Origin of the sequence: Pseudomonas sp. NBRC 111127, assembly GCF_001320345.1 — a bacterium.
Lineage (GTDB): Bacteria > Pseudomonadota > Gammaproteobacteria > Pseudomonadales > Pseudomonadaceae > Aquipseudomonas > Aquipseudomonas juntendi.
This window is the reverse complement of the sequence record NZ_BCBD01000153.1, coordinates 1-13108: the sequence shown is the minus strand read 5'-3', so window position 1 is coordinate 13108 and position 13108 is coordinate 1. Positions and strand designations below refer to the sequence as shown.

The following is a 13108-nucleotide window of genomic DNA, read 5'->3' as shown; positions in this document are numbered from 1 at the left end:
TGAAGCCGATGCGGAGCCAACCCGTTAACACCGGGCTGTTCGAACCCACGCAAGGAGCACCCAAGGTTCGTGGTGCTATTGCGGTTGCGGCCGGGCAGCCTCTTTAAGAGCGCACTTGATGAAACGCCAGCCACTCGACGACAGCTTCAAGGTCAACCGCAACCCCGTTACCCTGCGCGAAATCGTGCTAGACAAGCTGCGCGCGGCGATCATGAACTTCCACCTGCTGCCTGGCGACCGCCTGGTCGAACGCGACCTCTGCGACCGCCTTGGGGTCAGCCGTACCTCGGTACGCGAAGCGCTGCGTCACCTGGAATCCGAAGGCCTGGTGGAATTCGCCGACGCCAAGGGCCCACGGGTGGCCATCATCACCCTGGAAGACGCCCGCGACATCTACGAGCTGCGTTGCGTACTCGAAGGCCTGATCGTGCAGCTGTTCACCCTCAACGCCAAGGCCAAGGACATCCGTGCCCTGGAACGCGCGCTGGAGGTCAACCGCGAAGCCTTGGAAGAAGGCGAGTTGCAGCAGGTGCTGGACTCGGTTCAAGGCTTCTACGACGTGCTGCTGGAAGGCTCCGGCAACCAGGTGGCGGCGCAGCAGTTGCGCCAGTTGCAGGCACGCATCAGCTACCTGCGCGCCACCTCGGTGTCGCAGGAAAACCGCCGTGGCGCCAGCAACCGCGAGATGGAAAAGATGGTCGAGGCGATCAAGGGTGGCGACCCGCTGGTTGCCCACCAGGCCTCGGTCGACCATGTGCGTGCGGCTGCCAAGGTAGCCCTGGATTACCTGCGCCAGAAGCAGGAAGACCACGTCAAGGTGCGCGACATCGTCGAGCCCCTGGCGCTGAAGGATCCACGTATTTAACGCCACCCACAGGCCGCTGATCATGCCCAACGCCCCGCGCTACTGCCCGCACTGCACCAAGGAACTGGCCCGGGGCGTTCCTGCAGGTGACACCCACGAACGCCTGCATTGTGGCGGCTGCGGCTACATCCACTACATCAACCCGAAGATCATCGCCGGGTGCATCATCGAGCGCGACGGCAAGTACCTGCTGTGCCAGCGTGCCATCCCGCCACGCCCCGGCACCTGGACGTTGCCGGCGGGTTTCATGGAAGCAGGCGAGACCACCGAGCAGGCGGCGCTGCGCGAAGTGTGGGAAGAGAGCGGCGTGCGGGCCGACATCATTTCCCCGTACTCGATTTTCAGCGTGCCGAAAATCAGCGAGGTCTACATCATCTTCCGCGCCATCGTGACCGAAGAAACCGGGCAATACGGGCCGGAAACGTTGGCGTACAAGTTCTTCGCACCGGATGAGATCCCTTGGGATCAGATCTACTACCCGGCGATCCGGCAGATTCTCGAACGTTACATCCTGGAGCGGCAGGCTGGGGTGTATGGCATGTACATGGGTAATGACGATACCGGCAAGGTGCACTTCATGCGTTAGCCGGTGCTGGCCCTGTGCCCCAAAAATGCCCGGGTCGCACCAGCAAAGCTCACCCATCACCGCCCACACAACGCGCACCCCCTCTACCCCAAGCCCTTCAGCCAACTGGCACCCTCCTTGCTACCGTCAGCCGCTTAAGCTTTTGTCAGCCTTAGGTTTTTTAAGGCTTAAAGGTACATATTTACTAATTTCCCGTTACCCCAGCGGCCCGCATCATCGCTCCAACAAGAACGCGTCGCCCATCGCCGGCACGCACCCGGGCAGTTGCCAATGCCCTACCTTGCCTTGGAGTCAGTCATGACCAGTGCAGCCAATTCGGCACCCCTCATAGAAAAACACACGATCGGCTATGTGCCACCGCAAGACCGCCATGGAAAGGTAAGGGATCTGTTCACGCTGTGGTTCGGCGGCAACATTGCGCCGTTGCCCATCGTCACCGGCGCGTTGGGCGTGCAGCTGTTTCACCTGAACCTGGTATGGGGCATCGTGGCCATCCTGGTGGGCCACCTGCTCGGTGGCGTGCTGATGGCCCTGCATTCGGCCCAGGGCCCGCAAATGGGCATCCCGCAGATGATCCAGAGCCGTGCCCAGTTCGGTACCTTGGGCGCGCTGCTGGTGGTAGTGATTGCCGGGGTCATGTACATCGGCTTCTTCGCCTCCAACATCGTGCTCGCCGGCAAGTCTTTGCACGGTGTGGTCGACGCAGTACCGGTGCCGGTCGGCATCGTCATCGGCGCGCTGGGTTCGGGCATCATCGGCATCATCGGCTACCGCTTCATCCACGTCCTCAACCGCATCGGCACCTGGGTGCTGGGTATCGGCATCGTGGTCGGCTTCGGCTATATCTTCACCCATGTGCAGAGCGACGACTTCCTCAGCCGCGGCAGCTTCAACCTGGCCGGCTGGCTGGCCACCGTGTCGCTGGCGGCGCTGTGGCAAATCGCCTTTGCGCCCTACGTGTCGGACTACTCACGCTACCTGCCGGCAGTCGTGAAAGTCAGCTCGACCTTCTGGACCACCTACCTGGGCTCGGCCCTGGGTTCGAGCCTGTCGTTCATCTTCGGCGCCGTGGCGGTCCTGGCCATTCCGGCCGGCATGGACACCATGGATGCGGTCAAACTGGCCACCGGGACCCTCGGCCCCGTCATGCTGGTGCTGTTCCTGCTCAGCGTCATCAGCCACAACGCCCTCAACCTGTATGGCGCGGTGCTGTCGATCATCACCCTGGTGCAAACCTTCGCCTACCGCTGGATCCCGACTGCCAAGAGCCGCGCGGTACTGTCGCTGATCGTGCTGTCGGCGTGCTGCGTGGTCGCCGTGTTCGCTTCGGCGGACTTCATTGGCCACTTCGTCGACATGGTGCTGGTGTTGCTGGTGGTGCTGGTGCCGTGGACGGCGATCAACCTCATCGACTTCTATGCCATCCACAAGGGCGACTACGACATCCAGTCGATCTTCCAGGTCGATGGCGGTATCTATGGCCGTTACAACCCGCAGGCACTGCTCGCTTATGCGGTCGGTATCGTGGTGCAGATCCCGTTCATGAACACGCCGCTGTACGTGGGGCCGATTTCCGAGCACATCAACGGCGCCGACCTGTCGTGGCTGGTAGGGCTGGCGGTGACTTCGCCGCTGTACTGGTGGCTGGCCAGCCGTGACAGTGCTTACCGGCGCCGGCAGCTGAGTGCCAAGTTGGCCATGGGGCACTGAGTTTGCTGCGCCGGCAAATCCCAGCAGATGGTTGTGCACCATCGCTGGGAGCTCCGATGCCGGAAGCTGACCCATACATGACCGAACACCGCAGGTGGGGCGCTCGGTCGCGGCGCCCCCTTGCCCCTCAAGCCGAACTCTAACCTCCCTCCGGCAACAAGCTGCGATCAAACATGAACACCCGCCCACCCAGCGGGGTGTGCTGATACAACTGCTGCGGCCGGCCCAGCCTGGGCTGGTTCTTCTCCCCGGTGTCCTTCACCCACCCCAGCTCACGCAAGCGCTCCAGGCGTTTACGCAGCGAGGTGCTGTTCACCGTCTGCCCCAGGCATGCCTGAACCGCCCCCAGGGCATCGAGCACGGTGAATTTCTCCGCCAGCAGGTACAGCGGCAGGCTGCTGTACACGGTCTTTGCCGCCAGCCGCTCGCGGGCCCGTTCCACCAGCAACGTGTGGTCGAAAGGCAAGAGCACCTTGCGCGCCAACACACTGTCCAGGTCGAAAAACGCCAACTGCTCACCCAAGGCTGCCTGCCCAGGGCCGATCAAGGCGAGGTAATAGGTGCTCAGCGACCAGCCCCGCGGATCGCGAAACGCATTGCCCTCGGTACCCACCTGCTCCATGTAGCACGGCACCAGCCGGGTTTTTTCGCGTAACGCGCGCTCGGCCGCGGCCTCCAGGCTGATGTCAGGGGTTCGACCATTGACGATCACCCCCGGCAACGCCCACCGGCCGGCGTGCGGCTCGCGCTCACGGCGGTGCAACAACACTTGCAGATGCTGCGCATCGGGGGCCAGGCGCAGGGTCACGATATCGACACTGGCCAGGACTTCAACTGTACTCACCGGGTTGCTCCTCGTTCACTGGCCTAATAATCCACCAGAGACACTAAGTAAATCAACAAGCAAATCCATAGGGATATACGCTTGACATACTTAGATCACCAGGTAGATTATGTGGCCAGTCCAGCAAGGAGAACCGCCATGAAAATCGCCAGTTTCGATGTCGATGCGCAGAACGGCTTCACCGGCAACGCGCCGCAGGAACTCCCGGTTCCCGAAGGCCATGAGATTGCGGTTGACCTCAACACCATGGCCGTGCGCGCGGACCTGCGCCTGGGCAGCAAAGATGCCCACCCGGCCAATGCCGCCTGGGTTGTCGCCGACCCGGCGCACATGCTGCAGCCCCTGCAAATGGCCAACGCCGACCTGACCTGGGTCAGCCACTGCGTCCCCGGCACCCCTGGGTTCGAGCTGCTGCCTGGCCTGCCGGCGCCCATCGATTACGACTACTTCGTGTGGAAGGGTGTCGAGCCCGACCTGCACCCCTACGGCGCCTGCTATCACGACCTCGCCGAACGCCGTTCCACGGGGGTAATCGAATACCTCAAGGTACACCAGGTCGGCGCGGTGATCGTCGGCGGCCTGGCCCTGGACTACTGCGTCAAGACCACCGCCCGGCAACTGCGCCAGGCCGGCTTCGAGGTGCTGCTGTACCTGCCGGCTTGCCGTGCGCTGACTCAGGCAGGCGCTATCGAGGCGTGCGGCGCCTTGGCCGCAGAGGGGGTCATCCTCTGCGGCGACGAAGCCGCGCTCGACCACCAGCTTGCCCTGATCAAGGAACAACGCCCATGAGCGAAAGTGTTTTCGGCCCACGCATCATCCAGAACCTGCTGGACACCGATTTCTACAAGATCACCATGATGCAGGCAGTGCTGCACAACTACCCCAACGCCGAGGTGGAATGGGAGTTTCGTTGCCGCAACGACGAAGACTTGTCTCCCTACCTGGCTGAAATCCGCTACCAGATAGAACAGCTGGCCGAGGTCACGGTGACCCACGACCAGTTGGCCTATCTGGAGAAAATCCCCTTCCTCAAACCGGATTTCATTCGCTTTCTAAGCCTGTTCCGTTTCAACCTGCGCTATGTACAGGTGGGCCTGGACGCCGCCGGGCAACTGGCAGTGCGCGTACGCGGGCCCTGGTTGCACGTGATTCTCTACGAGATCCCGCTGCTGGCGATCATCAGCGAGGTGCGCAACCGTTACCGCTACCGTGACGTGGTGATCGAACAGGTCGGCGAGCGCTTGTACCAGAAGCTCGACTGGCTGAAGGCCGAGGCCAGTGCACAAGAGCTGGCCGGTTTCCAGTTGGCGGACTTCGGCACGCGCCGGCGCTTCTCCTACCGGGTACAGGAAGAAGTCGTGCATATCCTCAAGCATGATTTCCCGGGGCGCTTCGTTGGCACCAGCAACGTGCACCTGGCGCGTGAGTTCGAGCTCAAGCCCCTGGGTACCATGGCCCACGAATGGTTCATGGCGCACCAGCAGTTGGGCCCGCGCCTGGTCGACAGCCAGGCCGCCGCACTGGAATGCTGGGTCAGGGAGTACCGAGGGCTGCTCGGCATAGCGTTGACCGACTGCATCACCATGGATGCCTTCCTCGGCGATTTCGACCTGTATTTCGCCAAGCTGTTCGATGGCTTGCGGCACGACTCTGGCGATCCACTGGCGTGGGCGGAAAAAGCCATTGCCCATTATGAGCGGCTGGGGATCGACCCAAAGAGCAAGACCCTGATCTTCTCCGATGGGCTGGATTTTGCCAAGGCGCTGGGGCTGTACCGGGCGCTGCATGAGCGGATCAATGTGAGCTTCGGCATTGGTACCCAACTAACGTGCGATATCCCGGGGGTAGCGCCGATGAACATGGTTATCAAGATGACCGCGTGCAATGGGGCGCCGGTGGCGAAAATTTCCGACAGCCCTGGAAAAACCCAATGCCGGGACGAGAATTTCGTGGCCTATATGAAGCACGTTTTCAAGGTGAATTGATGGCCGCTGTGCCGGCTTCATCGCGGGTGAACTTGCGCCCACCAGGCCGGCACCGTCACGCCACCTGTGGCATGGCCATGCACAACGCCAGAAACCGTGCGGCCGCCCGCGAGGGCGTGGCGGCGTGCGGCATCAGTATGGAAAAACGCCGCAGCAATGCCTGAGGGCTCACCTGCAACCGTTGCAATGCACCGTCTTCGTGGCGTATGGACATGGCTGAAACAAAGCCGATGCCCATGCCGGCACGCACCGCTTCCTTCACCCCCTCCACACCGGCGATTTCCAGCGCCACACGCATGGCTACGCCATCACGTGCGAATGCCCGCTCAACGACCTGCCGCACCCCCGAGCCGCTTTCACGCAACACCAACGGATAGGCCCCCAGCGCCGCCAATGGCTGCTTGTGCGTGCCTGCCAGGGGGTGCCCGCGCGGGACGATCGCCACGATTTCGTCCTCGTGCCACGGCGTGGTGTGCGTGCCCAGGGGCAACTCATGGCCGGGCGGCCCCTCGATCAGGGCGATATCGACGCTGTCCAGTGCCGCCACGATCTCCGCCGTGTTGCCATGCGAGGTCGTCACCAGCACGTCCGGGTACTGCCGATGAAAATCGGCAATCAGGTAAGGCAACAGGTAACTGGCGGGCGTAGTGCTGGCGCCAATGCGCAAGGTGCCGCGCTCCAACCCGCGCATGGCCTCGCGCAGGGCTTGGGCCTGGCGGAAGGTATCGCGCAGGCGCTCGGCGTGTGCGAGCAGTTGCTCGCCAGCCGCTGTCAGGCGCACGCCACGACCGGCCCGTTGGTAGAGGGGTTCGCCGAACGCCTCCTGCAGCAGCTTGAGCTGCCCGGAAACCGCAGGCTGCGACAGGTGCAGGGCCTGGGCCGCATGGCTGATGTTGCCATGCTCGGCAACGGTGGCGAATGTTATCAGCTGTTCTGGGGTCATGAATTCAAAATATCAGCAAAGCAGATATTTGCCATCCCAAATTACGATTTTTTATAAGCTTATAACCGGATTAACGTAGGCCTCGTCGAATCATTGCCCGGAGGACTCACATGGCCACGGTACCGTCCCATCCTGCCTACACCCCTACCCTTTCTACCAAAGGGCGGCTCAATGGCATCCTGTTCGTCGCGCTGTTCGCGCTGGCTGTCACGCAACTGGCGGCCATACCCGCCATCGCCAGGCTTGGCATCAGCCCGCTGATTGTCGGCATCGTCGCCGGTGCGCTGTATGGCAACGCGCTGCGTGACGGCGTGCCGGCAAGCTGGGCCGCGGGTATCAATTTTTCCGCTCGCGGCTTGTTACGCATTGCCGTGGCGTTCTTCGGCCTGCGGGTGAGCCTGCAGGAAATTGCCGAGGTAGGCTGGTCGGGGCTAATCGTCTCGCTGCTGGTGGTTGGCAGCACATTGCTGATCGGCCTGTGGTGCGGCATGAAAGTCTTCAAGCTCGACCGCGACACCGCGCTGCTGACGGCCGCCGGTAGCGCCATCTGCGGGGCAGCCGCCGTGCTGGCATTCGAATCGGCGCTGCGCAGCGCCCCGCACAAGAGCGCCATGGCGGTGGGCAGTGTGGTGCTGTTCGGCACCTTGTTAATGTTCGTCTACCCCTTGGCGATCAACGCTGGCTGGCTGCACCTGGACACCTTGGGTGCCGGCCTGCTGCTGGGCGGCACCATCCACGAAGTGGCCCAGGTGGTCGGCGCCGCCAGCAACGTCAGCCCGGAAGTCACCCACATCGCGACCATCGTCAAGATGACCCGGGTCATGCTGCTGGTACCCGTGCTGCTGGTGGTCGGCCTGTGGATCAGCCGTTCGCGCCAGGCTGGCCAGGGCAAAGGCAACGGCCGCATCGCCATGCCCTGGTTCGCCTTCGGCTTCCTCGGCCTGGTGCTGGTGAACTCGCTGCAGGTGCTGCCCGGCAGCGTGACCCAGGCGCTCAACGGCCTGGACACCTTCGCCCTGACCATGGCGATGACCGCGCTGGGCATGGAGACGCGCTTGAGCCAGATTCGTCAGGCCGGGCCACGGGCGCTGGCGACCGGGGCGCTGCTCAACCTGTGGCTGGTTGGCGGCGGCCTGGCAATCACCCTCGGGGTGCAGAAGTTGTTGAGCTGATCGGCAACCGGGCGGCGAAGCAGGCGCAGCCCTGCAAAGGTTTTTCACCGCCCCCCTCGTGGCCGCCCACATTTCTCGGTATGGTGCTGTCCAAGAAGGATGTTTTACCCGCACAGGAAAGACTTAGATGCCTCAACGCCATGTCATCAATGCATCCGTCAGCCCCAAAGGCAGCCTGGAGACGCTGTCACAACGTGAAGTGCAGCAACTGAGTGAAGTCGGTACCGGTAGCCTTTACACCTTGTTCCGCCAGTGCGCCCTGGCCATCCTCAACACCGGCGCCCATGTCGACAACGCCAAGACCATCCTCGAGGCTTACCGGGACTTCGAGGTGCGCATCCACCAACAGGACCGTGGCGTGCGCCTGGAGCTGCAGAATGCCCCGGCCGACGCCTTTGTCGATGGCGAGATGATCGCCAGCACCCGCGAAATGCTGTTCAGCGCCCTGCGCGACATTGTCTACACCGAAAGCGAACTGGCCAGCCAGCGCATCGACCTGGAAAGCTCCCAGGGCATCACTGATTACGTGTTCCACCTGCTGCGCAACGCCCGCACCCTGCGCCCGGGTGTGGAGCCGAAGATGGTGGTGTGTTGGGGCGGCCACTCGATCAGCAGCGAGGAATACCAGTACACCAAGAAGGTCGGGCACGAACTGGGGCTGCGCAAGCTGGACGTGTGCACCGGTTGCGGCCCGGGCGTGATGAAGGGTCCGATGAAGGGCGCGACCATTGCCCATGCCAAGCAGCGCATGCATGGCAGCCGCTACCTGGGCCTGACCGAGCCGGGCATCATCGCTGCCGAAGCGCCCAACCCGATCGTCAACGAACTGGTGATCCTGCCGGACATCGAGAAGCGTCTGGAAGCCTTCGTGCGTGTCGGCCACGGCATCATCATCTTCCCCGGTGGCGCCGGTACGGCAGAGGAATTCCTCTACCTGCTGGGTATCCTCATGCACCCGGACAACCACGACCTGCCGTTCCCGGTGGTGCTCACCGGCCCACGCAGTGCCGAACCCTACCTGCAGCAGTTGCATGCCTTTGTCGGTGCCACGCTGGGCGAGGCGGCACACCGCTTGTACGAGATCATCATCGACGACCCGGCAGAAGTTGCCCGGCACATGGTCGACGGGCTCAAGGCGGTGAAGCAGTTCCGCCGCGAGCGCAACGATGCCTTCCACTTCAACTGGTTGCTGAAGATCGAGGAGAGCTTCCAGCGCCCCTTCGACCCTACGCATAAGGCGATGGCAGAACTGGACTTGCGCCGCGACTTGCCACCGCACGAACTGGCGGCCAACCTGCGCCGGGCGTTTTCCGGCATCGTGGCCGGCAACGTCAAGGACAAGGGTATCCGCCTGATCGAGGAGCACGGCCCTTATCAGATTCGTGGCGACAGCGCTGTGCTCGATCCACTGGGGCGGTTGCTGCAGGCGTTCGTCGACCAGCACCGGATGAAGTTGCCCGGCGGGGCGGCGTATGTACCGTGCTATCAGGTCGTGACCTGACAGCGACGTGTTTACCACAAGATATGCAGCGCCTGTGAGGTCGAGCGCCGCGCGGGCGGCGCTCGATCTCACAGGCGCTGAAGATGCTGCGGCTACCCTTGCCAGAAACCATAGAATCTCCCACAGGGATCGTATCAGGGCTGACCAAGGCTGAAGCCTCACTGGCCAACCCCCGCCATCGACCGCTCGACAAAACGAATACTGTCCCGCCCACCCCGCTTGGACTGATACAACGCCACATCACCCTGCTCGATCAGTGCCGCCAGACTCGCCGGCGGCTGGTCGAACAGGTTGGCGCCAATACTGAGCGTCACCGCCTCCGGCGTCGGCACCGTCTTGCCCGCATACAGCTGGAACTGTTCCCGCAAGATCCCACCCAGGTCCAACACCCGCTCATTGCTGGTGCCACTGAGCAATATGACGAACTCGTCCCCGCCTAAACGCGCCGCCAACGAGCGCTCCGGCAGCACCGTACGGATCATCTCGCTCAGGGCGACCAGCAACCGATCCCCGGCAATATGCCCATGCAGGTCATTGACCAGCTTGAAATTGTCGATGTCGATCAGCAGCAATGCACCAGGCTGGGTTGGGCTGACGTCCTTGAAAAAAGGGGCTGCCCGCACTTCCAGGGCCCGCCGGTTATACAGCGCGGTGAGCGGGTCGCGTGCCGCCAACCGGGCAATCCGCTCCTCGCGTCGGTAACGCACGGTGCCAGTCATCGACAAGGCAATCAGCATGATCGCCATCGCCCCCTCCACCAGCGAAACCTGAATGATCAGCCCGCCAAACGTGGCCAGGTCAATCAAGGTACCCGGTGCAATCGCAATGATTGCCTTGACCACATAGAACACACCATGGAGCAACAGCACGTAGCGCAGCTGCACCGCGCCAACGCTCAACGACTTGCCATGCGGCCGCAACAGGAAGCTCGCCTTGAGGGTCAGCGCCGCCACCAGCAACGAGTTGACCATCAACATCACCTTCGACCACTGCGGCCCCACGGGCAACAGCAGCAGGGCGAACCAGACCAGCACGATGACCAGCCAGGCCCGTGACAGACGCTCCTGGGTAAAGCGCAGCACACCCCACAAGAAGAACCCATGGGCCACCACCAGCAAGCCATTGGCGAACCAGATGCCAATGAACAGCAAACCGATCCCGCGCAACAAGGCCAGCACGCAACCGACCGTGATGGTGGCGAAGCCTGCGCTCCAGAACAGTAGCGAGGACTCGCGAACACTGCGCCACTCAATTGCCAAATACAGGGCAGCCGCTGCTGCCAGGGCAACCGAAATGGTCAGCATCGTAGGTGGATCTAGCGCCATATACGCTTTGGCCTATCTGGTTAACAAGGAAAAGGGCGCGATTGTATGCGCTTGTGATGACTTTTCAGAGGGGCCCTGGTCGGGAGCCCGTAAATCATAGCTCAACCGCAGGAACGCCTGCGGCAGCACCGATATCATATTGATATCACCGCAGGCTGAATAGCTGACCTGACGATCAGTCAGCTTCCCTTCATGAGGCCCTCGGTCAGGCCCAGGCGGCCATTTCCTTGCGCCAGATCGTTGCGCTACCGCGCCGTGCTTCAGCCGGTGTCACAACACCCGCTTGATCAACGGTTCCAGGCGGCTGTAGCGCAAACGCCGCAGGAACCGGCGCACTTCCTTGGGGTGTTCGGCCTTCACCCCCAGGGCCTCCAGCGAATCGATCGGCGGCGCGAAATGGCGCAACCCGTCGAGCTCCGCTTCACGCGGCGCCAACCATTGCCCATGCGGGTCGTCGATCAGCAAGCCGTTCTCCAGGTCCAGGTTGAACCCCCGCGGGTTCAGGTTGTTGCCGGTCAGCAGCGAATAACGCTGATCGACCCACACCCCCTTGGCATGAAACGTATGCCCCGGGTCGTTCCAGATGCGCACTTGTAGCTGCCCGCTGGCTATCGCCGCCTGGCGGCGCCGAACGAAGGCGCGCAAGGTGTCCTCGTACAGGTAAGGCAACGCGCCACTGGCGCTGAATGGTTCGCCTGGGGGGATATAGAAGTCGTTCGCTGTGCGGTCGCCGACAATCAACTCAACCCGCACCCCACGTGCCAACGCCTGGTCAAGCTCGCGCATCACGACACGTGGCGGGTTGAAATACGGCGTACTGATGATGATCTGCGCCTGCGCCGCCGCCAGTAATGCGCACACGGCCCGGTTCAACCGGTTGCCTCGACCCACGCCCAGCAGCGGTATGACCCGCAGGCTCTGCCCTGGCTCAGGGGCCGGGGCCTGATAGGCCATGCGCCGCAACCGCGCGCGCAAGCGCCGGATGTCACCGCGCAGGCTACGGGTAGAAGGTGGCGCCGGCAGATCGAGACGCGGCGTGGCGGCCGGATGCAGCAGGCGCTGCACCAGGTCGGCCATGGCGTCCGCCAGTGCCGGTGACTGGAACAGGTGATAGCGGTCCAGGCGGTAACGATTGAAACGGTGCAGGTACACGTTGTTCAGGCTGGCACCGGTATAGATCACACAGTCGTCGATGATGCTGCCCTTGAGGTGCAACACCCCAAACAGCTCGCGGGTCTGCACCGGCACCCCATGGATGGCGATCTCCAGCCCGTGCAACTGGCGCTGGGCCTGGTACCAGGCCGCATTGCCCGGCTGACGCCCGGCCCCCAGCAGCCCGCGGCGGGCGCGGAACCAGTCGACCACGACGGTGATTTGCAGGCCTGGGCGCGCGGCCTTGGCCTGGTACAAGGCGTCCAGTATTTCCTGGCCTGCCTCGTCTTCCTGCAGGTACAGGGCCACGATGACAATGCGCCGGGTGGCCATGCCGATACGCTCGAGCAGGCAGGCACGGTAGGCCTTGGCATCGGGCAGCACCTGAATCGACTCAGGTGCGATAGCGTAGCCTGGCAGGCTTGCCAGCAAGGTTTCGGGGTTCACTGACAATCACCTTCTCTATGCGATCACTGTCGGCCCTGCCAACGGGCAGAGCCATTCCTGGCCGCTGCGCCCTGGGTGTAAGATCGACCCGGCAACGACCTATAACAACAAGCACCACGCGAGGCCCTGTTTTTCACTGCCCCTGACAAACCACGGCTCAGCTTGCACAGGTACAGCGCAATGGTCCACCCCGTTTCTGCAAACCCGCCGCTTTCAAGTGTAAAGCGTTGTTCGGTCAAGACCTTCGGCTTTCTGATTTTGCCCAATTTCACCACGATCGGCCTGGCATCGGCCGTCGAAACCCTGCGCATGGCCAACCTGGCCGCACATCAAACCTTGTTTCGCAGTGTGTTGATTGCGGCGGATGAGGCACCGGTGGTGGCCAGCAACGGCATGCGCGTACTGCCCGACTACAGCATCGCCAACGCCCCTGCCCTGGACACGCTGCTGGTGGTAGGCGCCAACCCGATCGACCGTGGCCGCGGCAACCGCCCGCTGATCGAATGGCTGCGCCACCTGGCACGGCAACACCTGCCCCTGGGCGGTATCTGCACCGGCAGTTACCTGCTGGCCAAGGC

The 13108-nt window shown here is 62.9% G+C and carries 12 protein-coding genes; 8 read left to right on the top strand and 4 right to left on the bottom strand.

Going from position 1 to position 13108, the window contains the following annotated elements; translation table 11 throughout:
* Positions 1-118: 118 nt before the first annotated feature.
* The 3 genes from APH30_RS21970 (at position 119) to APH30_RS21960 (ending at position 3161) form a co-directional block, all read left to right on the top strand.
* Positions 119-865, top strand: a complete 747-nt coding sequence (locus tag APH30_RS21970) for a GntR family transcriptional regulator (protein WP_009683726.1) — start codon at positions 119-121, stop codon at positions 863-865.
* 22 nt (positions 866-887) lie between these two features.
* A complete protein-coding gene (locus APH30_RS21965) occupies positions 888-1451 on the top strand; it encodes an NUDIX hydrolase (protein ID WP_047150251.1) in 564 nt (187 codons plus the stop codon).
* Between the two features lie 297 nt (positions 1452-1748).
* Positions 1749-3161 carry a cytosine permease gene (locus tag APH30_RS21960; protein WP_054913761.1) on the top strand — a complete coding sequence of 471 codons (1413 nt, stop codon included), beginning with the start codon at positions 1749-1751 and terminating at the stop codon, positions 3159-3161.
* A gap of 139 nt (positions 3162-3300) precedes the next feature.
* Here APH30_RS21960 and APH30_RS21955 read toward each other — a convergent pair whose 3' ends face one another.
* Positions 3301-4005, bottom strand: a complete 705-nt coding sequence (locus tag APH30_RS21955) for an NUDIX hydrolase (protein ID WP_054913760.1) — start codon at positions 4003-4005, stop codon at positions 3301-3303.
* 138 nt (positions 4006-4143) lie between these two features.
* Here APH30_RS21955 and APH30_RS21950 point away from each other — a divergent pair, with 138 nt between their 5' ends.
* The gene (locus tag APH30_RS21950) at positions 4144-4794 is read left to right on the top strand and encodes an isochorismatase family protein (RefSeq protein ID WP_054913759.1); all 651 of its coding nucleotides are present in this window, start codon (positions 4144-4146) and stop codon (positions 4792-4794) included.
* Complete coding sequence (gene pncB, locus APH30_RS21945; protein WP_054913758.1) at positions 4791-5990, top strand: nicotinate phosphoribosyltransferase; 1200 nt, start codon at positions 4791-4793, stop codon at positions 5988-5990. The genes APH30_RS21950 and pncB overlap by 4 nt, the downstream gene beginning before the upstream one ends.
* Positions 5991-6045: 55 nt before the next feature.
* On the opposite strand, the gene APH30_RS21940 is transcribed toward pncB, so the two are convergent.
* Positions 6046-6933: a LysR family transcriptional regulator gene (locus APH30_RS21940; protein WP_054913757.1), complete on the bottom strand. Its 888-nt coding sequence runs from the start codon at positions 6931-6933 to the stop codon at positions 6046-6048.
* Positions 6934-7043: 110 nt separating this feature from the next.
* Here APH30_RS21940 and APH30_RS21935 point away from each other — a divergent pair, with 110 nt between their 5' ends.
* Both APH30_RS21935 and ppnN read left to right on the top strand, forming a co-directional pair.
* A complete protein-coding gene (locus APH30_RS21935; protein ID WP_054913756.1) occupies positions 7044-8105 on the top strand; it encodes a YeiH family protein in 1062 nt (353 codons plus the stop codon).
* A gap of 127 nt (positions 8106-8232) precedes the next feature.
* Positions 8233-9606 (top strand): nucleotide 5'-monophosphate nucleosidase PpnN, encoded by a 1374-nt coding sequence (gene ppnN, locus APH30_RS21930; protein ID WP_054913755.1) that lies wholly within the window; start codon positions 8233-8235, stop codon positions 9604-9606.
* Between the two features lie 158 nt (positions 9607-9764).
* On the opposite strand, the gene APH30_RS21925 is transcribed toward ppnN, so the two are convergent.
* Both APH30_RS21925 and pssA read right to left on the bottom strand, forming a co-directional pair.
* On the bottom strand, positions 9765-10910 hold the full coding sequence (locus tag APH30_RS21925) for a GGDEF domain-containing protein (RefSeq protein WP_054913754.1): 1146 nt from the start codon (positions 10908-10910) through the stop codon (positions 9765-9767).
* A 291-nt stretch (positions 10911-11201) separates the two neighbouring features.
* Positions 11202-12530, bottom strand: coding sequence for a CDP-diacylglycerol--serine O-phosphatidyltransferase (gene pssA, locus APH30_RS21920; RefSeq protein WP_054913753.1), 1329 nt, complete (start codon positions 12528-12530; stop codon positions 11202-11204).
* Between the two features lie 180 nt (positions 12531-12710).
* On the opposite strand from pssA, the gene APH30_RS21915 reads away from it, so the two are divergent.
* Positions 12711-13108: AraC family transcriptional regulator (locus tag APH30_RS21915; RefSeq protein WP_177333772.1), on the top strand; the 398-nt coding region annotated here is incomplete at its 3' end.